At 64.6% G+C, this 21,121-nt stretch carries 24 protein-coding genes; 14 read left to right on the top strand and 10 right to left on the bottom strand.

What is annotated here, in order from left to right; genetic code table 11:
• Positions 1 to 29 precede the first annotated feature (29 nt).
• Together EN851_RS21515 and EN851_RS21510 are read right to left on the bottom strand one after the other, a co-directional pair.
• Complete coding sequence (locus EN851_RS21515) at positions 30 to 392, bottom strand: YkvA family protein (RefSeq protein WP_127278702.1); 363 nt, start codon at positions 390 to 392, stop codon at positions 30 to 32.
• A 138-nt stretch (positions 393 to 530) separates the two neighbouring features.
• Positions 531 to 827, bottom strand: a complete 297-nt coding sequence (locus EN851_RS21510; RefSeq protein ID WP_127278703.1) for a 4a-hydroxytetrahydrobiopterin dehydratase — start codon at positions 825 to 827, stop codon at positions 531 to 533.
• Positions 828 to 883: 56 nt separating this feature from the next.
• Here EN851_RS21510 and EN851_RS21505 point away from each other — a divergent pair, with 56 nt between their 5' ends.
• Positions 884 to 1,402, top strand: a complete 519-nt coding sequence (locus tag EN851_RS21505) for a low molecular weight protein-tyrosine-phosphatase (RefSeq protein WP_135930003.1) — start codon at positions 884 to 886, stop codon at positions 1,400 to 1,402.
• Here the strand turns inward: EN851_RS21505 and thpR are convergent.
• Both thpR and EN851_RS21495 read right to left on the bottom strand, forming a co-directional pair.
• Positions 1,306 to 1,902, bottom strand: a complete 597-nt coding sequence (gene thpR / locus EN851_RS21500; RefSeq protein ID WP_135883779.1) for an RNA 2',3'-cyclic phosphodiesterase — start codon at positions 1,900 to 1,902, stop codon at positions 1,306 to 1,308. The two genes, EN851_RS21505 and thpR, sit on opposite strands and share 97 nt — an antisense overlap.
• 128 nt (positions 1,903 to 2,030) lie before the next feature.
• A complete protein-coding gene (locus tag EN851_RS21495; protein ID WP_135930002.1) occupies positions 2,031 to 2,675 on the bottom strand; it encodes an arylesterase in 645 nt (214 codons plus the stop codon).
• Positions 2,676 to 2,760: 85 nt separating this feature from the next.
• On the opposite strand from EN851_RS21495, the gene EN851_RS21490 reads away from it, so the two are divergent.
• The 4 genes from EN851_RS21490 (at position 2,761) to EN851_RS21475 (ending at position 7,686) form a co-directional block, all read left to right on the top strand.
• Positions 2,761 to 3,456, top strand: a complete 696-nt coding sequence (locus EN851_RS21490; RefSeq protein ID WP_135930001.1) for an ABC transporter ATP-binding protein — start codon at positions 2,761 to 2,763, stop codon at positions 3,454 to 3,456.
• Positions 3,456 to 6,005: an ABC transporter permease gene (locus EN851_RS21485; RefSeq protein WP_135930000.1), complete on the top strand. Its 2,550-nt coding sequence runs from the start codon at positions 3,456 to 3,458 to the stop codon at positions 6,003 to 6,005. Before EN851_RS21490 ends, EN851_RS21485 begins: the two co-directional genes overlap by 1 nt.
• Before the next feature lie 230 nt (positions 6,006 to 6,235).
• The gene (locus EN851_RS21480) at positions 6,236 to 7,009 is read left to right on the top strand and encodes a Bax inhibitor-1/YccA family protein (protein ID WP_127872799.1); all 774 of its coding nucleotides are present in this window, start codon (positions 6,236 to 6,238) and stop codon (positions 7,007 to 7,009) included.
• Between the two features lie 104 nt (positions 7,010 to 7,113).
• On the top strand, positions 7,114 to 7,686 hold the full coding sequence (locus EN851_RS21475) for a GNAT family N-acetyltransferase (RefSeq protein WP_135883783.1): 573 nt from the start codon (positions 7,114 to 7,116) through the stop codon (positions 7,684 to 7,686).
• A gap of 104 nt (positions 7,687 to 7,790) precedes the next feature.
• Here EN851_RS21475 and EN851_RS21470 read toward each other — a convergent pair whose 3' ends face one another.
• Positions 7,791 to 8,177: a DUF2794 domain-containing protein gene (locus tag EN851_RS21470; protein ID WP_127279199.1), complete on the bottom strand. Its 387-nt coding sequence runs from the start codon at positions 8,175 to 8,177 to the stop codon at positions 7,791 to 7,793.
• Positions 8,178 to 8,707: 530 nt separating this feature from the next.
• On the opposite strand from EN851_RS21470, the gene EN851_RS21465 reads away from it, so the two are divergent.
• From EN851_RS21465 to EN851_RS21455, 3 genes are read left to right on the top strand one after another with little or no spacing between them, the layout of a single operon-like run.
• Positions 8,708 to 9,367: an XRE family transcriptional regulator gene (locus EN851_RS21465; RefSeq protein ID WP_135929999.1), complete on the top strand. Its 660-nt coding sequence runs from the start codon at positions 8,708 to 8,710 to the stop codon at positions 9,365 to 9,367.
• A 20-nt stretch (positions 9,368 to 9,387) separates the two neighbouring features.
• A complete protein-coding gene (locus EN851_RS21460) occupies positions 9,388 to 9,645 on the top strand; it encodes a TOBE domain-containing protein (RefSeq protein ID WP_245520784.1) in 258 nt (85 codons plus the stop codon).
• 21 nt (positions 9,646 to 9,666) lie between these two features.
• The gene (locus tag EN851_RS21455; protein ID WP_135916563.1) at positions 9,667 to 11,052 is read left to right on the top strand and encodes an FAD-binding oxidoreductase; all 1,386 of its coding nucleotides are present in this window, start codon (positions 9,667 to 9,669) and stop codon (positions 11,050 to 11,052) included.
• A 46-nt stretch (positions 11,053 to 11,098) separates the two neighbouring features.
• Here the strand turns inward: EN851_RS21455 and EN851_RS21450 are convergent, their stop codons facing one another.
• Positions 11,099 to 11,914 (bottom strand): thioredoxin family protein, encoded by an 816-nt coding sequence (locus EN851_RS21450; RefSeq protein ID WP_127279203.1) that lies wholly within the window; start codon positions 11,912 to 11,914, stop codon positions 11,099 to 11,101.
• 435 nt (positions 11,915 to 12,349) lie between these two features.
• The gene (gene acnA, locus EN851_RS21440; protein WP_135929997.1) at positions 12,350 to 15,040 is read right to left on the bottom strand and encodes an aconitate hydratase AcnA; all 2,691 of its coding nucleotides are present in this window, start codon (positions 15,038 to 15,040) and stop codon (positions 12,350 to 12,352) included.
• A 281-nt stretch (positions 15,041 to 15,321) separates the two neighbouring features.
• Between acnA and ccmA the strand changes: the two genes are divergently transcribed.
• The 4 genes from ccmA to EN851_RS21415 all read left to right on the top strand — a co-directional run bounded on the left by ccmA (position 15,322) and on the right by EN851_RS21415 (position 17,685).
• Positions 15,322 to 15,930 carry a heme ABC exporter ATP-binding protein CcmA gene (gene ccmA / locus EN851_RS21435; protein WP_135930052.1) on the top strand — a complete coding sequence of 203 codons (609 nt, stop codon included), beginning with the start codon at positions 15,322 to 15,324 and terminating at the stop codon, positions 15,928 to 15,930.
• Between the two features lie 211 nt (positions 15,931 to 16,141).
• Positions 16,142 to 16,807: a heme exporter protein CcmB gene (gene ccmB, locus EN851_RS21425; protein ID WP_127872807.1), complete on the top strand. Its 666-nt coding sequence runs from the start codon at positions 16,142 to 16,144 to the stop codon at positions 16,805 to 16,807.
• 132 nt (positions 16,808 to 16,939) lie between these two features.
• On the top strand, positions 16,940 to 17,113 hold the full coding sequence (gene ccmD / locus EN851_RS21420) for a heme exporter protein CcmD (protein WP_127280270.1): 174 nt from the start codon (positions 16,940 to 16,942) through the stop codon (positions 17,111 to 17,113).
• Positions 17,110 to 17,685 carry a DsbE family thiol:disulfide interchange protein gene (locus tag EN851_RS21415; RefSeq protein WP_127872808.1) on the top strand — a complete coding sequence of 192 codons (576 nt, stop codon included), beginning with the start codon at positions 17,110 to 17,112 and terminating at the stop codon, positions 17,683 to 17,685. Before ccmD ends, EN851_RS21415 begins: the two co-directional genes overlap by 4 nt.
• Before the next feature lie 243 nt (positions 17,686 to 17,928).
• On the opposite strand, the gene EN851_RS21410 is transcribed toward EN851_RS21415, so the two are convergent.
• Positions 17,929 to 18,096, bottom strand: coding sequence for a hypothetical protein (locus EN851_RS21410; RefSeq protein WP_127280268.1), 168 nt, complete (start codon positions 18,094 to 18,096; stop codon positions 17,929 to 17,931).
• Positions 18,097 to 18,346: 250 nt separating this feature from the next.
• Here EN851_RS21410 and EN851_RS21405 point away from each other — a divergent pair, with 250 nt between their 5' ends.
• The gene (locus tag EN851_RS21405; RefSeq protein WP_135929996.1) at positions 18,347 to 19,267 is read left to right on the top strand and encodes an SMP-30/gluconolactonase/LRE family protein; all 921 of its coding nucleotides are present in this window, start codon (positions 18,347 to 18,349) and stop codon (positions 19,265 to 19,267) included.
• A gap of 162 nt (positions 19,268 to 19,429) precedes the next feature.
• Entirely contained in the window at positions 19,430 to 19,636 is a 207-nt protein-coding gene (locus EN851_RS21400; RefSeq protein WP_127280266.1) for a 4-oxalocrotonate tautomerase family protein, read from the top strand.
• Positions 19,637 to 19,918: 282 nt separating this feature from the next.
• Here the strand turns inward: EN851_RS21400 and EN851_RS21395 are convergent, their stop codons facing one another.
• The gene (locus tag EN851_RS21395; protein ID WP_135883789.1) at positions 19,919 to 20,449 is read right to left on the bottom strand and encodes an NADPH-dependent FMN reductase; all 531 of its coding nucleotides are present in this window, start codon (positions 20,447 to 20,449) and stop codon (positions 19,919 to 19,921) included.
• Between the two features lie 35 nt (positions 20,450 to 20,484).
• Positions 20,485 to 21,105: a pyridoxamine 5'-phosphate oxidase family protein gene (locus tag EN851_RS21390; protein ID WP_135929995.1), complete on the bottom strand. Its 621-nt coding sequence runs from the start codon at positions 21,103 to 21,105 to the stop codon at positions 20,485 to 20,487.
• Between the last annotated feature and the right edge of the window lie 16 nt (positions 21,106 to 21,121).

The raw sequence follows: 21,121 nt of genomic DNA, 5'->3' as shown, positions 1-21,121 counted from the left end.
TCCAGAAGCCGGGCCGACGCGGCGGGACTTCAGCCCTTGTCGGCGATGGCGTCCTTGGCGGCCTGCCGGTGCGCGGGCGTGATATGGGCGCTGACGGCGGTGATCGCGGCGGTCAGCACGGCGATGTCATCGGTGAAGCCGAGACCGAAGATGAAGTCGGGGATGAGGTCGACCGGCAGGACGAAATAGCCGAGCGCGGCCACCAATATGCCCTTGGCGCGCAGCGGCGTGTTCTTGTCCATGGCGCAGTAATAGGCGGCGACGACGTCTTCCATGAACGGTATCTGCCGCGCGGCCTTCTTGGCCGTGCGCCAGAACTTTTCGCGCACTTCGCCCTCGCCGCCCAGCCTGTCGCCAAAGCCGAAAAAGTCAAAACCGGGTTGTTGCGCCATCAATCTCTCCTTGCGGGTCCCATGCGCGGACTGGCGCATGCTCGCGGATCAAAATGTGGTGAAAGCCGAACCCGGCTGCAAGATGCGGGCGCCGATTTGGCGGGTCCGCGCCCGGCCCAGAGCATGGACAGCCGGTGTTCAGCCGCCGAAATAGCGGTTCATCTTCTTGGCCAGCTCGATATCGAGCGCCGTCACGCCGCCGGCGTCATGCGTGTTCAAGGTCACGTCGACCGTCTTGTAGACATTCGACCAGTCGGGATGATGGTCCATCTTCTCGGCGGCGAGCGCGACGCGGGTCATGAAGGCGAAGGCCTCGGAGAAATTATTGAAGGTAAAGGTGCGGCCGATCGAGGCGCCGTCCTGTGCCAGCGCCCAGCCGTCAAGTCCAGTCAGCGCTGCTTCGGCGGCTTCCCTACCCAGTTTCTCTCTCGTCATGTCCGCTTCCCGTGCTATTGCGCATGCGCTGAAGTCGCCACCATAGCGCCGGATCCATGATCGCAAAGCCCATAAATTCCATTCTTTTCGTCTGCCTCGGCAACATCTGCCGGTCGCCTCTGGCCGAAGGCGTCCTTCGCGCCGTGCTGGCGGAGCGCGGATACGGCGGGGATATGGTGCTCGACTCGGCCGCCACCAGCGGCTGGGAGGTCGGCTCCGCCCCGGATCCGCGATCGATCGCGGTCGCGGTGCGCCAGGGTATCGACATCTCGCGGCAGCGGGCGCGCAGGATCACACCGGCGGATTTTCACCGCTTCGACCTGATCCTCGGCATGGACCGGTCCAACGTCGCCGATCTGAAGGCGCTGGCGCCGGCGGCGGTGCGCGACCGCGTCCACCTGTTTCTGGAATTCGCCGAGGGAGAGCCGCGCGATGTGCCGGATCCCTATTATGAGGACCAGGAAGCGTTTGCTTCGGTCTACCGCATGATCCGCGAGGCGTCCGAGGCGCTGGCGACACGGCTGGCGGCGCGGGTATCGACGCCTGACAGCGGCCAGGCTTCCTCGACGATATAGGGGCCGCCGCCGACCGAATCGCGCGACGACATCAGCACGAAGCGGCCGATGCGGAAGGGCAGCGTCGAGAAATTGCCGCGCGCCGACAGATATTGGGCGACGTCGAGCGGGCTCGAATTGCGCAGCCTCGCCAGGGTGATGTGCGGAGTGAACTTGCGCGGATCGGCGGCCAAGCCGAGCCGCTGGCAGATGCGGTCGATCTCGCCCTGCAGGGCGCTCAGATCCGGTGATGGGGCGACGCCGGCCCACACGGCGTGCGGCTTCTTCTGGCCGAAAGCGCCGACACCCGACAGCGTCAGCGAGAAGGACGGGCGGTGCACCCGGTCCAGCGCGTTGGCGATCTCGTCGGCGACATGACCCTCGACATCGCCGATGAAGCGCAGCGTCAGATGGTAGTTTTCAACGTCGATCCAGCGGGCCCCGGGCAGGCCGCCCCGGAGCAGGGACAGCGAAAGGGCAGCATCACGCGGAATTTCGAGGGCGGTGAAAAGACGCGGCATGAAGAGCCTCCCTTCCTCGAATCGAACTGTCACCTGTAGCGAATCATCGATAGCCTGATCGAGCAAGAGGTTTATTGGTCACAGTCATTGCTAAAAACTTCCCTAACGGAAAGCGATTCCTGGCGGCCTCACGACCCTCCCGGGGCCGCGGCGATGGCCTTCTCGACCGTCGGCAGGATGCGCTCGACCATCAGGTCGACACCCCCGGCGTTCGGATGCAGCCCATCCTCGAGCTGCAGGGTGGGCTGGCCGGCGACGCCCTCGAGGAAGAACGGGTAGAGCGGCACAGCGTATTTGCCGGCCAGGTCCGGAAAGATGGCGTCGAAGGCGTTCTGGTAGTCGGCGCCGAGATTGGGCGCGGCGCGCATGCCGGCCAGGAGCACGGCGATCTTGCGCTCCTTGAGCTTGCCCAGCATGGCGTCAAGGTTCTTCCGGGTGATGTCGGGCGAAACGCCGCGCAGCATGTCGTTGGCACCGAGTTCGAGGATCACCAGTTGCGTGCCGTCGGGCACCGACCAGTCGAGCCGCGCCAGGCCGCCGCTGGAGGTGTCGCCGGAGACGCCGGCATCGGCGACGGTGACGTCGTGGCCCCTGGCGCGAAGGGCGGCCTGCAATTTGTCTGTAAAACCCTGGCCCGGGCCAAGACCGAACCCCGCCATCAGGCTGTCACCGAAGCCGACGATCTTGAATGGCTCGGCGCGCGCCGACGAAATGGCGCCGCAAATGGCGAGGAAAACGATCAGGCCTGCGGCAAAGCGGCGTTTGAAAGACATGCGGCAAGCCCCATATGACAGAGAATTCTTCCGGCGATGGCTTGCGACAGGCAGAGCCTCCCTCCCCATATAGGACGCTTTCATTTTGACAGAAGCCGTCATCGCGCTGAAAGATGTATCCCTGACACTCGGCGAAGGCGCTTCGTCCGTCCATGTGCTGAAGGGCGTCAGCCTCGAGGTGGCGCGCGGCGAGGCGACTGGTATCGTCGGCCCGTCGGGGTCCGGCAAGTCCACATTGCTGATGGTTCTGGCAGGGCTGGAGCGGGTCGATTCGGGTACGGTACGAATCGCCCGCGAACTGCTCAACGGCAAGACCGAGGATCAAATCGCTTCGTTTCGTGGCCGAAACATTGGCATCGTGTTTCAGTCCTTCCACCTTATCCCCAACATGACGGCGCTCGAAAATGTCGCGGTGCCGCTGGAATTGGCCGGCCACGCGGATCCGTTTTCGGTGGCGGAGCGGGAACTGGCGGCCGTGGGCCTCAGCGACCGCGTCACCCACTACCCCGGCGAGCTCTCCGGTGGCGAGCAGCAGCGCGTGGCGATCGCGCGGGCGCTGGCGCCGTCGCCGCGCATCCTGATCGCCGACGAGCCGACCGGCAATCTCGACCAGGCGACGGGGCGGCAGGTCGCCGACCTGCTGTTTGCCAAGGCGGCCGAGCGCGGCATGACGCTGGTGCTGGTCACCCATGATCCGGCGCTCGCGGCGCGCTGTTCGCGCCAGGTGTCGATGCGCTCCGGCAGGATCGAAGCGCCGGCGCCGATCAAGGTCATTGCCTGATGCCGCTGGCGCGGACATTGAAGCTCGCCATCCGTTTCTCGCTGCGCGAGATGCGCGGCGGCCTGTCCGGGTTTCTCATCTTCCTCGCCTGCATAGCACTCGGCGTCGCGGCCATCGGCGGCGTCAATTCGGTGGCCCGCTCCATCACCGCCGGTGTCGCCGATCAGGGCCAGACGCTGCTTGGCGGCGACCTTCGCTTCCAGATCAACCAGCGCGACGCCAGCCAGGCCGAACTTGGCTTTCTCGACGGGCTGGGCGTCGTTTCGCACACCGCCGGCATGCGCTCGATGGCGCGGCTGGCCGACGGATCCGACCAGGCGCTGGTCGAGGCCAAGGCGGTCGACGATGCCTATCCGCTCTATGGCGCGCTGGAAACCGAACCGGCGCTGACGAAGCAGGAACTGTTCGGCGGGCAGTTCGGCGTTTTCGGCGCTGCGGCACCCGACCTTCTGTTCGAACGGCTGCATCTCAAGATCGGCGACCGGCTGAAGCTCGGCACCGCCATCTTCGAACTGCGCGCCAGGCTGGTGACCGAGCCCGACGCGGTCTCCGACGGCTTCGGCTTCGCGCCAAGGCTGATGATCTCGACAGAGGGCCTGACCGCCACAGGGCTGATCCAGCCGGGCAGCCTGGTCGAGAATGCCTACAAGGTCCGGCTGCCCGCCGATGCCGACGAGGCGCGGCTCAAGGCCATCCAGGACCAGGCGGCCAGGGATTTTCCGGAGGCCGGCTGGTCGATCCGCACGCGCGGCAATGCCGCCCCGGCGTTGTCTTCCAACATCGAACGCTTCTCGCAGTTCCTGACGCTGGTCGGGCTCACCGCGCTGGTGGTCGGCGGCGTCGGCGTCGCCAACGCGGTGCGTGCCTATCTCGACGGCAAGCGCGGCGTCATCGCCACTTTCAAGAGCCTGGGGGCATCCGGCGGCTTCGTCTTTGCCGTCTACCTCGTGCAGATCCTGATCATCGCCCTGATCGGCATCGGCGCCGGCCTGGTGCTGGGCGCGCTGATGCCCTTTGCCGCAAGTGCGGCCCTGCAGTCCGTCATTCCGGTGCCGGCGCAAGGCGGCTTCTATCCCGGCGCGCTCGCCATGGCGGCTCTGTTCGGCCTGCTGGTGACGCTCGCTTTCGCGCTGCTGCCGCTCGGCCGCGCCCGTGATGTGCCGGCGACCGCGCTGTTCCGGGAGATGGGGCTGGAAGGCCGTGGCCTGCCGCGCGCCGTCTATGTCGTCTGCGCGCTCGGCATCGCGCTTTTCCTGGCGGCGCTGGCGATCCTGTTTTCGGGCGACCAGCGCATCGCCTCGATCTTCGTCGGCGCCACGATTTTTGCTTTCCTGGTGCTGCGTCTCGTCGGCGCGCTGGTGCAATGGGCGGCCAGGAAAAGTCCGCGCGTGCGCTTTGTCGCGCTCAGGCTCGCCATCGGCAACATCCACCGGCCCGGTGCGCTGACGCCGTCCGTGGTGCTGTCGCTGGGGCTTGGGCTGACACTCCTGGTGACGCTGGCGCTGATCGACGGGAATCTCAGGCGCCAGATCTCCGGCAACCTGCCGGCGCGGGCGCCCAACTTCTTCTTCGTCGACATCCAGGGCAGCGAGGTCGATGCCTTCTCCGCGCTGATCGCAAAGGAGGCGCCGCGGGGAGCGCTGGCCAGGGTGCCGATGCTGCGTGGCCGGGTGATGGCGCTCAACGGCGTCGATGTCGACAAGGTCAAGGTGCCGGCCGAGGGCGCCTGGGTGCTGAAGGGCGATCGCGGCTTGACCTATGACGCCAGGCAGCCGGAAAACACGACGCTGACCGAGGGCAAATGGTGGCCGGACAATTATGCCGGCGAGCCGCTGGTTTCGTTTTCCGACAAGGAAGGCAAGGAAATCGGGCTGAAGCTCGGCGACACCGTCACCGTCAATGTGCTTGGCCGCAACGTCACGGCCCGGATCGCCAATTTCCGCCAGGTCGAATGGGAGACGATGGGCATCAACTTCGTCATGGTGTTTTCGCCCAACACATTCGCGGGCGCCCCACATGGCTGGATAGCGACGCTCACAGAAAAGAGCGCGTCGACGGCCGATGACGCGCGCGTCCTCAACGCCGTCACCCGCGCTTTTCCGGCCGTGACGACGGTGCGGGTCAAGGACGCGCTCGACATCGTCAACCGGCTGGTCGGCCAGCTCGGCACGGCGATCCGGGCGGCGGCCGGCGTGGCGCTGATCGCCTCGGTTCTGGTGCTTGCCGGCGCGCTTGCCGCCGGCAACCGGGCGCGCATCCACGACGCAGTGGTGCTGAAAACGCTCGGCGCGACGCGCACGACGCTGATATCGGCCTTCTCGCTGGAATACATGCTGATCGGGCTCGCCACCGCCATCTTCGCGCTCGCCGCCGGCGGTGCAGCCGCCTGGTACATCGTCGCGCGCATCATGGCCTTGCCGTCGCATTTCATGCCGGAGGTCGCGGTCGCCACGATCGCCTTTTCGCTGGTGATCACGGTCGGCATCGGCCTTGCCGGCACCTGGCGGGTGCTCGGCCACAAGGCGGCGCCCGTGCTGCGCAACCTCTGATTCGCCGGTCCGGCGCGCCTGCCCCGGGTTAAATCTTGGTAAGAATACCGTCCGAAACGGCCGGCGAAGCGGCATTTTAGCCTGTCACGAACCGTTACAACAGGTTACGGACTTGTTCTTGACGCCAAGAACCATCATATTCCGCGCAGGCATGCTGGAGCCCCGCCAGCGGCGCCTGGGTCCGCAAGAGGCCCGACACCGGACGGGGCAGAAGCAACAGAGGATTTCCAATGGCTGATCCCATTCGCAATTATCAGACGTCGGCGGTGCCCGGCGTCCGTGCCGACATCGACCAGGGTCTGCGCGCGTATATGATCAAGGTCTACAATCTGATGGGGCTCGGTCTGCTCATCACCGGCCTCGCCGCCATCGGCACGATCATGCTGGCCACCACCACCGACCCGGCCTCGGCCGTCGCGACGCTGCCGAGCGGCGAGATGCTGACCTCGTTCGGCTACGCGATCTTCGGTTCGCCGCTGCGCTGGGTTGTCATGCTGGCCCCGCTGGCCGCCGTGTTCTTCCTGTCGTTCAGGATCCGGTCGATGAGCGTCGCCGCCGCGCAGACGACCTTCTGGGTCTATGCCGGCCTGGTCGGCCTGTCGCTGTCTTCGATCTTCCTGGTATACACCACGGCAAGCATCTCGCAGACCTTCTTCGCCACCGCCGCCGCTTTCGGGGCGCTGTCGCTGTTCGGCTACACCACCAAGCGCGACCTGTCGGCGATGGGCTCGTTCCTGATCATGGGCGTGTTCGGCATCATCATCGCCTCGGTGATCAACATCTTCCTGCAGTCGTCGGCGCTCACCTTCGCCGTATCGGCGATCGGCGTGCTGGTGTTCGCCGGCCTCACCGCCTACGACACGCAGAAGATCAAGGAGATGTATTTCGAAGGCGACGCTTCCGATGTCGCCGGCCGCAAGGCGATCATGGGCGCGCTGTCGCTCTACCTCGACTTCATCAACCTGTTCATGTTCCTGCTCCAGTTCATGGGCGACCGCCGCTAAGGGTATTGGACCATCAACTTTCGCAAGGGCGGCCCAATGGCCGCCCTTTTCTTTTGTGCGGGCCTCTGCTGTTGTTGGAGGCACAAAAGAGGTTTGCATAAAGAATGAGCAACATCGTGATCAGGCCGGCGACCCCGGCCGACCTCGACACCATCACCGAAATCTATGCCGACGCCGTCGCCAACGGCACGGCGAGCTATGAACTGGAGCCGCCCAGCCGTGCCGAGATGGGGACGCGATTCGCCACGCTCGCGGCCGGCGGCTTTCCCTATCTGGTGGCGGAGAAGGACGGCGCCGTTCTCGGCTATGCCTATGCCGGCCCCTTCCGGCCGCGCCCGGCCTATCGCTTCATCGTCGAGGATTCGGTCTATGTCGCGCCTGACGCCAAGGGCCAGGGCGTCGGTCTCAAGCTGATGCAAAGCCTGGTCGCCGCGGTCGAGGGGGCGGGCTTTCGCCAGATCGTCGCGGTGATCGGCGACGGCCGCGCCGACAGCGCCTCGGTCAGGTTGCACGAGAAGCTCGGCTTTCGCCATTCCGGCCGCCTCGAAGGCTCCGGCTATAAGCATGGGCGCTGGCTGGACACGGTGTTCATGCAGCTATCGCTGAACGGCGGGGCATTGGTCGCGCCCGATCCGGATTCGCTGCCGGAGCGGAGGTTCAGGCTCGGAGGGAAATGAGAAGAATGGGAATTGAAGAATTGAGGAATTGAAGAACTGGAGAAATGTCAGGCGCTTAGCGCTCTTTCTCCAATTCCTCATTTCTTCAATTCCTCAGTTCCCCTTCACGCCTCGACCACCTTCAGCTTCGGATCGAAGACGCCAAGCACGCGGCCAAGCTCCTGGCCGCGTTTGAGGATACGGCCGCCCGCCGCGATGACGGCGAAGGCGCCCTGTTTGCGTGCCAGTTTCGGATCCTTGACGATCTGGAACAGCGGCACTTCGCTGGCGCGGCGAAAGACGGAAAAGACGGCGCGGTCGGTGAGATGATCGATGGCGTAGTCGCGCCATTCATTGGCGGCGACCATGCGTCCGTAGAGCCTCAGGATCAGATCCAGTTCACGCCGATCGAAGCGGACCGGCTGGTCGAGGCGTTCTCGTCGCGCCTCGTGTAGCGGGATCAATATTGCGGATGCGTCTCCATCCCCCATCCCGCCGCCGTCATCAGTCATGCCTCGATCCCTCGAAATGAATCTTTGCCAACCAAAGTTGGCCCCTTCGCACCGCAATTGCAAGAGCCGGCGAAGCGGAGGCGGCGGTGCGCCGTTTCCGTTGCGTCCAGTCACGTTTGTGAAACGCATGTTGGAATTGGTGATGCTTCGCCACATTTCTGCCTTTTTTTATCCGCGCTCATGCCCCAATGTCCGACGAATTTACCGGCGTTGCCTGAGACGGTTCGGTCCGGCACCGGCTCGTAAACCCCAAGCCCCCCGCCCACGGGTCTGCGTCGGATCGAACCAACCTCGGTCTTTTCCTCGGAAAAACCAGGTGCGACGATCCCAAAACCTAAATGACCGGCGTCAGAAGCAAGCTGACGTCGGTTTTTTCGTTTTTGGACCTTTTTTCACTCCGGACCGTGGCGAGCGTGGGAAGCCGGCGCAGGCTCGAAGCGGCCAGCCCTCACATCGCGACTCAATTCCGCCGACCCTGCTTGCCATCTGCCGTCTCACTTAATAGGGTGTTAAGTGGAACGGAGACAGCAATGCCACGCGCATCGGATTCCACGGCAAAACAGTTGGATGGTGTAGCGGCCGCGCCGGAGGCCGGCGGCGTCGGCCCTCGCATCAAGGCGTTGCGCACGGCACGGCGCGTCTCGCTGCGGCAGCTCGCCGACATGACCGGCACGACGGCGAGCTTCATCAGCCAGCTCGAGCGCAATCTGTGCGGCGCCAACACCGGCACGCTGCTCAAGATCGCCGGCGCTCTAGACCTTGGCATCAACGATCTGTTCGAGGACAATGCCCGCCCCTTGCACAAGGTGCTGCGGCGTGAGGAACGGCCGGTCGTCCCGGTCGGCAGGTACGGCCGCAAGATGCTCCTGTCGCGGCGGCCGATCCACCAATTCGAGGCCTATGCCGGCCATTTCGAGGTGGGCGGCTCGACCGGCGACGAGACCTATGCCCATAGCGGCGAGCACGAAATGTTCATGGTGCTCAAGGGCACCGTTGAACTGACACTCGCCGATGAGCGCCACGTCATGCACGAAGGCGACAGCGTCGAATACGCGACCTCGGTGCCGCATCGCACGGTCAATGTCGGCGACACGCCGGCGGAGGTGCTGTGGATCATCGCCCCGCCGACCGCCGGCGCGTTCGAACTCGATCAATACAGGCCCGGAAACCGCTCGCATCCGGGTGAATGAAATCAAAAGCGAGTTCTGCAATGGAAAAACTGGCGCGCGCCCGTCGCGGCGTTGCCGGTGACGGCCGCAACCGGCTCACGGGGCGCATCGGCGAAGCGATCTACCTCGGTTCGGGCTCCAAATACGAGGTCGATCTGGCCGACGGGTCGAAAGCGATCGTGCGCTCGACGCTGGAAGCAGACAGTTTTGCCATCGGCGACGAGGTCGATGTGCTGTTCGCCGGCGCCGACGTGAAGCTGCTCGCCGATGACGACAAGGCCGACCTTACGCTCACCTGATTTCGGAACGGATTTCAAAAAATGCAAGCCAAGCACAATGGCGACGTGTCGTTCTGGTATGCCGATATCGGCGGCGTGCCGGCCTATCGCCCGTCCCTGCCCGGCGACATCGAGGCCGATGTCTGTATCGTCGGCGCCGGCTACACCGGCCTGTGGACCGCCTACTATCTGAAGAAGGCGCAGCCCGCGCTGCGCATCGCCATCGTCGAGAAGGAGTTCGCCGGCTTCGGCGCTTCGGGCCGCAATGGCGGCTGGCTGTCGGGCGGCTTCAGCTGGTCGCGCGAGAAATACGCAAAAACCTCGTCGCGCGGCGCGGTGATCGACATGCAGCGGGCCATGTTCGGCACGGTCGACGAGGTGATCGCGGTGACGGAAGCCGAGGGCATCGACGCCGATATCCGCCGTGTCGACAACATCACCGTCGCCACCAACGCCGCGCAATTGCAGCGCGCCAGGGCCGAATACGAGGAGCTGCTGAGCTGGGAGATGCCGCCGGAGCGGCTGGCCTTCCTCGACGCGCGGGAGGCGCGCCAGCGCATCGCCATCGACAAGGTGCTGGGTGCTTTCGTCGTGCGCAACGTCGCGCGCGTGCAGCCGGCCAAGCTGGTCCAGGGTCTGGCGGCGGCGGTCGTGCGGCTCGGCGTGCCGATCTACGAGCAGACACAGGTGCTGGCGATCGAGAAGGGCAAGGTCACCACCGCCAGGGGCATCGTGCGGGCGCAGAAGATCGTCCGCGCCACCGAAGGCTTCACGGCGGGCATTCCCGGCTATGAGCGTCTCTGGCTGCCGCTCAACAGCGCCATCGTGGTGACGGAGAAGCTGCCGCAGAAGCTCTGGGACGCGATCGGCTGGAACGGCTACGAGGTGCTGGGCGATGCCGCCCACACCTATTGCTACGCGCAGCGCACGCGCGAAGGCCGCATCGCCATGGGTGGCCGCGGCGTGCCCTACCGCTTCGGTTCACGCACCGATGTGCGGGGCCGGACCCAGCAGGCGACCATAGACCAGCTGCAGGAGGTGCTGACCAGGCTGTTGCCGCAGACCAAGGGCGCGCGTCTCGACCATGCCTGGTGCGGCACGCTCGGCGTGCCGCGCGACTGGTGCACGACTTCGGGTTTCGATAGGGAAAGCGGCATCGGCTGGGCCGGCGGCTATGTCGGGCTCGGTGTGTCGAGCTCCAACCTGTCGGGCCGCACCTTGTGCGACCTGGTGCTCGGCCACGACACCGAGTTGACCCGGCTGCCCTGGGTCAACCGTACGGTCAAGAAATGGGAGCCGGAACCGCTGCGCTGGCTCGGTGTGCACACCATGTACCAGCTCTATCGCATCGCCGACCGGCGTGAAGCAAACGGCCTGGGCCGGACCTCACGCCTTGCGGCCTTTGCCGATCGCCTGACCGGGCACTGACGATGTGCAGCGGTTTCCGTCTGGAACCGCGCCGAACCGCGTGACGTTACAGTTTTCGATCGAGAGAGGTCTCGGATCCGGGCTTGTGGATGAAAGCCGCACCCAGGATGGGACCTGGCAGGCCATCCTTGCCGACCGACTGCAGAAGCACGGCGCAGCCGCCCTTCTTGGTGATCTCGCTCAGCGGCAATTCGTAGCGCTGCGCCTTGCCGTGCCACATGCCGGCGGTCTGGATCCCGGTCACCGCGTTCCAGTAGGTCATCTTGCGGCCGGAGTTCTCACCCTCGGCGATCTTGACCGTCTGCGGAGGCTCGAAATAGACGATGACGACATGGGCGTCGCTGGGGCCCGCCCCGGCATCGCCGGCGTCTATGATCACGCGGTCGCTGGTCCGGCTGACCTTGATGGCGACGCGCATGCCTTCGCCACCCCGCGCCATGCGTGCAAGCGCGCCGTCGACTTCGCCGCGGTTGGCGCCGTTGACGTGGACACGGCCATTGATGACCGCTTGCGGCGTGTACACGGAGCGGCTGCCGAAGGCGCGCATATAGTCGTTCTGGCGCTCGGTATTCTCTTTGTGGCTCAGCGTGTCCCGCCAGCCGAGATAGTCCCAATAGTCGACGTGATAGGAGAGCGCGACGAGGTCTTCCTGGACAGCAAGTTCGGCGAAGAAGGCATCGGCCGGCGGACAGGAACTGCAGCCCTGGCTGGTGAAAAGCTCAACCACGCCGAGCGGCTTCTCCAGCTGGGGCTTGTCTGCCTGGGCCCTCTCGGTCTCGCCGGCATGGCCAGCGCCGGCAAAAGCCGGGAAGGCCAGCGCGAAGGCTGCCAGCCACAATGATCGTCGCGAGGCCATGACCATTCCAATTCCCGCCGGTGATGCCGGCTTTGTTCTGCTTTGCCGAAATATGTGGCAGAACGGGAAGTCAACGGGAAGTCACGTTGCGGTGAAATTTTACCGCTGCAACCGTGGGGTAAGGCCGCAATAGGGGAAGCCACTGCATTTCAGGGCGTGGTTCGATTCGGCGGCGGCATCATCCCATGTGGCAGGTTCTCCTCACCCCCGTCGATCTCTATTGCGAGCGAACCGGCCGTGGACTTTGGTCCGAGCCGGTCAATGCTTTGACGAACCTTGCCTTCATCGCCGCAGGACGGGGGAGTAGGGGAGTAGGGGAGTAGGGGAGTAGGGGAGTAGGGGAGTAGGGGAGTAGGGGAGTAGGGGAGTAGGGGAGTAGGGGAGTAGGGGAGTAGGGGAGTAGGTTACCCATCCCCAGCTAGTTCCCTACTCCCCTACTTTCTACGCTGCCAGATCGCGCAGCACGTATTGCAGGATGCCGCCGTTCTTGAAGTAGTCGAGCTCATCCAGCGTATCGATGCGGCAGATGATCGGCACGTTCTTCACCGTGCCGTCGCCATAGGTGATCTTGGCGGTCATCGTCTGGCGCGGCTTGATGGCGCTCAAGCCATCGATCTCGACCAGCTCGTCGCCCTTGAGGTTGAGCGAGGCCCAGGAGGTGCCTTCCTCGAAGACGAAGGGGATGACGCCCATGCCGACCAGGTTCGAGCGGTGGATGCGCTCGAAGGACTGGGCGATGACGGCGCGGACACCAAGCAGGTTCGTGCCCTTGGCCGCCCAGTCGCGCGACGAGCCGTTGCCGTATTCGACGCCGGCGAAGATGACCAGCGGCACGCCTTCCTTCTTGTATTCCATCGCCGCGTCGTAGATCGATTCCTCTTCCTTCGTGGGATAGTGGATGGTGTAACCGCCCTCGCGGCCATTCTCGCCCAGCATGTGGTTGCGGATGCGGATGTTGGCGAAGGTGCCGCGCATCATCACCTCATGGTTGCCGCGCCGCGTGCCGTACTGGTTGAAGTCGGCGACGCCGACGCCATGGTCGGTGAGGTATTTGCCGGCCGGCGAGGCGGCCTTGATCGACCCGGCGGGCGAGATGTGATCGGTGGTGATCTTGTCGCCGAACAGGCCGAGCACGCGGGCTCCCTTGATGTCGCTGATCTTGCCAAAACCTGATGTCATGCCGGCGAAGTAGGGCGGGTTCTGCACATAGGTCGAATTGTTGTCCCAGGCATAGGTCTGGCCTTCCGGCGCCTTGACGTTCTGCCAGTACTCGTCGCCCTTGAAGACGTCGGCATATTTGCGGGCGAACAGCTCGCGGGTGACGTTCTTCTCGATGAACTCCTGGATCTCGGCCGAGCTTGGCCAGATATCCTTGAGATAAACCGGATTGCCATTCTTGTCGTCGCCGAGCGGCTCTGATGTCAGGTCCTTGGTGACGGTGCCGGCGAGCGCGTGGGCCACGACCAGCGGTGGCGAGGCGAGGTAGTTCGCCTGCACGTCGGGAGAGACGCGGCCTTCGAAGTTGCGGTTGCCGGAGAGCACGGCGGCGGCGATCAGGCCTTTGTCGTTGATGGTCTTGGAGATCGGCGCCGGCAGTGGGCCGGAATTGCCGATACAGGTGGTGCAGCCGAAGCCCACCAGGTTGAAGCCGATCTGGTCGAGCTCCTTCTGCAGGCCCGACTTTTCCAGATATTCGGCCACCACCTGACTGCCGGGGGCCAGCGAGGTTTTTACCCACGGCTTCTGCTTCAAACCGAGGCGGTTGGCGTTGCGGGCAAGCAAGCCGGCGCCGATCAGCACGCTCGGATTCGAGGTGTTGGTGCACGACGTGATGGCGGCGATGACGACGTCGCCATGGCCGAGGTCATGGTCGGTGCCTTCAACCGCGTAGCGCTTGGAGATTTCCGCAGCCTTCTTGTACTCGGTGTCCATCGCCTTGGCGAAGCCGGCCGGAATGCCTTCGAGCGCGACACGGCCTTCCGGACGCTTGGGGCCGGCCATGGACGGCACGACGCTGTCGAGTTCCAGTTCGAGCAGGTCGGTGAACACCGGATCGGCGGAACCGGCCTCGCGCCACATGCCTTGCGCCTTGGAATAGGCCTCGACCAAAGCGATGCGGTCCTCGCTGCGGCCCGACATTGTGAGGTAGCGGATGGTTTCCGAATCGACCGGGAAGAAACCGCAGGTGGCGCCGTATTCGGGCGCCATGTTGCCGATGGTGGCGCGGTCGGCCAGCGTCATGTTGGAAAGGCCCGGCCCGAAGAACTCGACGAACTTGCCGACGACGCCCTTCTTGCGCAGCATCTGGGTGACGGTGAGCACGAGGTCGGTGGCGGTGACGCCCTCCTTGAGCTTGCCGGTGAGGCGGAAGCCGATGACTTCGGGCAACAGCATGGAAACCGGCTGGCCGAGCATGGCCGCCTCGGCCTCGATGCCGCCGACGCCCCAGCCGAGCACGCCAAGGCCGTTGATCATGGTGGTGTGCGAATCGGTGCCGACGCAGGTGTCGGGATAGGCTGTGGTTTCGCCGTCCTCGGTGCTGGTCCACACGACCTGGCCGAGATATTCGAGGTTGACCTGGTGACAGATGCCGGTGCCGGGCGGCACGACGCGGAAGTTGCGGAACGCCTGCTGGCCCCATTTCAGGAACTTGTAGCGCTCTTCGTTGCGCTCATATTCGAGCTCGACATTGCGGGCGAAGGCCATCGGCGTGCCGAACTCGTCAACGATGACAGAATGGTCGATGACGAGGTCGACCGGGACCAGCGGATTGATCTTCTGCGGATCGCCGCCGAGCGAAGCCATGGCGTCACGCATGGCGGCGAGATCGACCACGGCCGGGACGCCGGTGAAATCCTGCATCAGGACGCGGGCCGGGCGATAGGCGATCTCGACGCCGGCGGTGCCCTTGTCGGTCAGCCAGCCGGCCACCGCCTGGATAGACTGCTTGGTGACGGAGCGGCCGTCCTCGTTGCGCAGCAGGTTTTCCAGCAGCACCTTCATCGAATAGGGCAGCTGGGCAATGCCGGTGAGGCCGTTCTTCTCGGCCTCGACGAGGTCGAAATAGACATACTCGGCGTCGCCCGCTTTCAGCGTGCGGCGGCAATTGAAACTGTCGAGGGATTTTGACACGTGCGATCCTTGTCTGTTCAGCCTGAAAGGGAACGGACGCCGATGGCATGCAATCACGCGCAAAGGTGCGGGTACGGCCATTTCCGCTGTCCGCTCCCAAGCAACCCGAGCCGTTCAAGGCGGCGCGTGCGCTGGTTCGGCGCTAATTCTGTTCCCGTGCCGACCGCTGGCACGGATGACCCGCATATAGAGAATTTTCTGGAATAGTTCTAGACAGTTGCAAAGCAAATTTGTGCGATGCGGCAGCGGCCGTGCCGCTTCGTTCGAGGGACAGGCAAGGGATGCGGCTGATCGCCGAAAATCTGGGCGGCGAGCGCGGCGGCGAGGCGGTGTTTTCCGGCATCGGGTTTGCCCTGGAGACGGGGCAGGCGCTGGTCGTCACCGGGCCGAACGGCTCGGGCAAATCGACCTTGCTCAGGGTGGTCGCCGGGCTGCTGCCGAAAGCCGCAGGCCGCCTGCTGCTCGAAGGCGGCGGCGACGAATTCCCGTCGATCGCGTCGGCCTGCCACTATCTCGGCCATCAGAATGCAATGAAGACGGCGCTGAGCGTGGCGGAGAATTTGCGCTTCTGGCGGGAGTTCCATGGCGAAGGCCGGCTCGGTGTCGAGGAGGCGCTGGAAACGGTCGGGCTGGGCGGCATCGGTCATTTGCCGTTCGGCTATCTCTCGACCGGGCAAAGGCGCCGCGCGGCGATCGCCAAGCTTTTGGTCAGCCATAGGCCGCTGTGGCTGCTGGACGAGCCGACGGCGGGCCTGGACAAGGCTTCGGAGGGAAGGTTCGCGCGGTTGATGAGCGGGCATTGCGCGGAAGGCGGGATGATTGTCGCGGCGACGCATCTGCCGCTGGGATTGGAAGGGGCGCGCGAGCTGCAAATGAGGGTAGGCCATTGATTTCCGTGCTCTACGGCGCCCCCCTCTGGCCTGCCGGCCATCTCCCCCACGAGGGGGGAGATTGGTGGCTTCGGCGCCTCGCTCATCTTGGCGACGCTAGTGATTGGCGAAAGCCGAACCGACGGCTGATCTCCCCCCTCGTGGGGGAGATGTCCGGCAGGACAGAGGGGGGCGTGACGGAACGCCTTCTTCAACCGGGGACCACATCGTAATGTGGTCGCTCTTAGCCCGCGACATCCGCCTCAATATCCGTGCCGGCGGTGGCGCGCTGACCGGCGTCATCTTCTTCCTTGCCGTCATCGCCACCATCCCCTTCGGCGTCGGGCCGGACCTCAAGCTCTTGGCCCGCATCGGCCCTGCGATCCTGTGGATCGGCGCCTTGCTTGCCTGCCTGCTCGGCCTCGACCGGCTGTTCCAGGCCGACCGCGAGGACGGCGCGCTCGATCTGCTGGTGCTCGGCCACGACCGGCACATGCTGGCGCTGACGGTGCTGGTGAAATGCGTCGCGCATTGGGCGGGAAGCGTCTTGCCGCTGGTGGTCGCCGCGCCCCTGCTCGGCCTGTTCATGAACATGGAACCGGTCGCCATCGGCGCCACGGCACTGACGCTTCTGGTCGGCACGCCGGCCATCACCTTCATCGGCGCCGTCGGCGCCGCGGTGGCGGTGGCGCTGCCGCGCGGCGGGCTGTTGATCTCGGTGCTGGTGCTGCCGCTGACCATTCCGGTGTTGATCTTCGGTGTTTCGGCAAGCTACGGGGCGACGGCGAATCCCGATCCGTTCCTGCAGCCTTTCCTCATTCTTGCCGCGCTGACGTTGTTTCTTGCGGTGCTGGGCCCCGTGGCCGCGGCGCTGGCGCTGCGCCATGGCACGGATTGAGGCGGCCGCGAGCGGCAGAGGCTGCGGCGCGGCGGCAGATTGCGCGGCCCGTGGCGCGAGGTTAAGGGAAGGCATGAGCGAGCGCAGCGAACGGACCGGGTTGGCGAGCGGCATGCCAGGGAGGCGGCCGGCATGAGCCCGCACGCACTCTACGTCACCGCCGCCTATGCCATCACCGCGATCGTGCTGGCCGGGCTGATCGGCTGGATCCTGCTTGACCAGCGGGCACGCAAGCGCGAACTCGCCGAACTCGAGGCGGCCGGGGTGCGGCGGCGCTCCGACAAGACCGGGGCGGGAAAGCCGTGAGCAGCGAAATCGAAACGCCGACGCGTCGCCGCCTGTTCGTGTTCTTGCCGCTGCTGGTTTTCCTCGGCCTGGCCGGCCTGTTCCTGTCGCAGCTTCTGTCGGGACGCGATGTCTCGGAAGTGCCATCGGCGCTCATCGGCCTGCCGGCGCCGCAGACCAGTCTGCCGGCGCTGGAGGGGTCAAACCTGCCGGGGCTCGATTCGAAAGCCTTCGCCGGCAAGGTCACTCTGGTCAACGTCTTTGCGTCGTGGTGCGCGCCGTGCCGGGAAGAGCACCCGGTTCTGTTGGCGCTGGCGCAGGACAAGCGGTTCACGATGGCGGCGCTGAATTACAAGGACCGGCCGGAAAACGCCCGCCGCTTCCTCGGCGACCTCGGCAATCCGTTCCAGGCGATCGGCGTCGACGAAGCCGGCCGCACGGCGATCGACTGGGGCGTCTATGGCGTGCCGGAAACCTTCGTCATCGGCAAGGATGGCAAGATAGCCTACAAGCATGTCGGCCCGCTGACGGCGGAGTCGGCGAGGGATCTCTTGCTGCCACAGATTGAAAAAGCGCTGGCCGTACCGAACTGACAACTCCAGCTCGCCTTCGTCATCCTAGGGCGAAGCAAGGAGCGAAGCGACGCGGCGCAGACCCTAGGAGCTGCTTTGCAGCCCAAGGGATCCATGCCGTGATATTAGTGAAAGGCAAGGCGGATCAGGATAAGGGACTCTTCGCCGCTGATAGAACCGCTATTCCGAGCCGCTGCATGCTTCGTTTGAAGTCGCGGCATGGATCCTCGGGTCAAGCCCGAGGATGACGAAACGCGGTGGGGCTCAGCCGTAGATCTGCTTGTGGATCTGGTAGAGCATTTCCGAGCGGTCGGCGCGCATGTCGGCGAGGTCGCGGCTGGAGAAGCTGTCGATTTCGGCGACGAGGCGGTTGTAGTGCTTGCGCTTGGCGATGCTGCTGCGAGCGCGGGTCATCAGGTCATTCAAGATCATAGCAAGGTTCCTTCTGTGCCGCATACTCGCGGCGGGTTCTTCCTCCCTTGATCGATACGGAGCATGACATAGTAATGGTGCATTGCAAAAAGAAGATGTTGCAATGCACCATTGCACTGCGCGCATAGCCGGTTAATGGCATCCTAAGGAACGTCCCGCCGTTTTGTCTTACAAATTGCTGATACCCCGTCTTGCCAGATCGATCGCGGGCTGGCTTGATCCGGCGTCACGTGATGCCGGGAGGAAATGCATGGCGGCCGCAGACTATTACGAAATTCTCGATCCGCGTTTCGCGCGCCTGTTCAATGGCAGCGCGCAAGTGGAGAAACTGTTCACCGGCTGCCACTGGGCCGAAGGGCCGGCCTGGTTCGCTGCCGGCCGCTATGTCGTGTGGTCGGACATTCCGAACAACCGCATGCTGCGTTATGACGAAACCGACGGCAGCGTCAGCGTGTTCCGCCAGCCCTCGGGCAATTCCAACGGCAACACCGTCGACCGGCAGGGCCGGCTCGTCACCTGCGAGCATTCGGGCCGCCGCGTCAGCCGCACCGAGCATGATGGCTCGGTCACCACCATCGCCGCCAAATGGAAGGGCAAGCGGCTGAACTCGCCCAACGACGCGGTGGTGAAATCCGACGGCTCGGTCTGGTTCACCGACCCCAGCTACGGCATCGACACCGACTATGAGGGCGACAAGGCCGAGAGCGAGATCGGCGCCTGCAACGTCTACCGGGTGGATCCCGACACGGGCGAGGTCGAGGCCGTGATCACCGACATGGTCAGGCCGAACGGGCTTGCCTTCTCGCTCGACGAAAGCCTGCTCTATGTCGTCGACACCGGCCGCACGCATGGCGCTGAGAACCCGGCGCATATGCGGGTGTTCAACGTCGGCAAGCACGGCAAGAAGGTTTCCGGCGGCAAGGTCTTCGCCGACTGCACATCAGGCCTGTTCGACGGGTTCCGGCTCGACGCCGACGGACGCATCTGGACCAGCGCTGCCGACGGCATCCACTGCTACGATCCGGACGGCACGCTGATCGGCAAGGTCAAGGTGCCGGAGGTGACCGCCAATTGCGTGTTCGGCGGCACCAAGCTGAACTGCCTCTACATCGCCGGCACCACCTCGCTCTATTCGGTGCGGCTGATGGTGAATGGGGCCAAGACTTTTTGAGGCTGCTCGCAACTTTTCTCTGGCGGCCCTTGTTGGCGCTTCTGCGGATAGCCGCGGCACCCGCTTCGCCGCGGCTTCCGCAGCCGCCATTATTTGCTCCGCCGGAGCGGAGTTCGAAGCAGTCCGCCGATGGTATCAGGCACAAATCAATGGGAGGACGTCATGCCATTCGTCAACATCCGCATCGTCAAGGAAGTGATCGCCGCCGATCCGGCAGGCAAGAAGGCTGACATCGCCAGGAAAGTCACGGCGGCCATCATGGACGCCACCGGACTCGGCAATGACGACGTCTGGGTAGTCTTTGAGGAAGTCAACGCCCGCGACTGGTATGTCGGCAAGACCGATGTCGAGACCTTGCGGAAGGGGTAGATCGAAGGAAGGCGAAGTCCTTTCCACTTCGTCATCCTAGGGCGAAGCAGTCGCGAAGCGACGTCGCGGAGACCCTAGGATCCATGCCGGGCCTTTCGAACGTCGCGGCGGTGCAGTTTCCGTCTGTGATACGGTCAGTGTACTAGCCACGTCGGGGTGCCTGTTCTGAACCGCTGCATTCTTTGGCAAATGTCACGGCATGGATTCTAGGGTCTGCGCCGCGTCGCTGCGCTCCTTGCTCCGCCCTAGAATGACGAAGTCGCATGGTTGGCCGCTAAAGGATCAAGGCGAGCGTATGAAATCTGCGAAACCGGACAGCGCATTGCGCATTGCCAGCACCTTTTCCGGCTCAGCCAAAATGGCCTCCATCTCCGCTGGCTTCTTCCCGAGCAGGGCGATCTCCAACCCACCATCATGCAGCGCGAACGACATGGTCCGCATGATCTCGGCCAAAGCGGCTCGGGCAAACAGCGAACGCGGCGAGGCGTGGGCCAGCATGGCCGGCTTGTCGACGGCGGCGTCGCGCGAGACTAGCCAGTCGAGCGCGTTCTTCAGTCCGCCCGGCACGCCATGCGCATATTCGGGGCAGGAGACGATGACGCCGTCGGCGCGGGTGACGGCGTCGATCAGGTCGGAGGCTTCGCCCGGTGTTCGCTCGCCCTCGTCGTCGGGGTTGAAGATCGGCAGGCCGCGAAGTCCGTCATAGACGGTGATACGACAGCCCTCGGGCGCGTTCAGCGCCAGTGCCGCGACCAGGGCCGAATTGGTGGAGGCCGCCCGCAGGCTGCCTGAGATGGCAAGAAGATGGAGCAAGATGGATAGGTCCGGGCGAATCGTGGCCGAAAACCCTACCACATCGTCTGCTTGTACTCGTCGTCCAGCCAGCGGTCGGTCGCCTCGGCCGAATCGGCCAATGCCAGCTGGTCGCGCAGGATCTGGCCGAGCGTCGGCAGCGTGGCGCGGTCATACCAGCTGTCGGGCTTCCACAGATCGGAGCGCATGAAGGCCTTGGCGCAATGCATGTAGGCGGCCTTGACGGCGACGACGATGACGCTTTGCGGCTCCTTGCCGTCAACCGCAAGGCGCTCGCGCAAAGTGGCATCCACAGTGATGCGGGCCTCGCCATTGACGCGCAGCGTCTCGTTCATGCCCGGGATGAGGAAGAGCAGCCCGACCGGGGGATTGCGCAGGATGTTCTCCAGCGTATCCAGCCGGTTGTTGCCGGGTCGGTCGGGGATGGCGATGGTCTTTTCGTCGAGAATGGCGGTGAAGCCGGGCTTGTCGCCTTTCGGGGTTACGTCGGCATTGCCTTCGCCATCGGACGAGCCGATCAGCACGAACGGGCTCTTGCCGATGAAGGAGCGGCAATGGCCGTCGAGCGCCTTCAATTCCTTGCGGATCGAACCATCGGTCGGGCGCGGCGTCTTGTAGATCGTCCGCAGCTCTTCCTGGGTGGTGACGAATTCCATGGCTCTCCCCTTTATT

The organism is Mesorhizobium sp. M8A.F.Ca.ET.208.01.1.1, from assembly GCF_004791315.1.
In the GTDB taxonomy this organism is placed as follows: domain Bacteria; phylum Pseudomonadota; class Alphaproteobacteria; order Rhizobiales; family Rhizobiaceae; genus Mesorhizobium.
The sequence above is the reverse complement of the archived record's forward strand: the minus strand, read 5'-3'. Positions and strand labels throughout refer to the sequence as shown.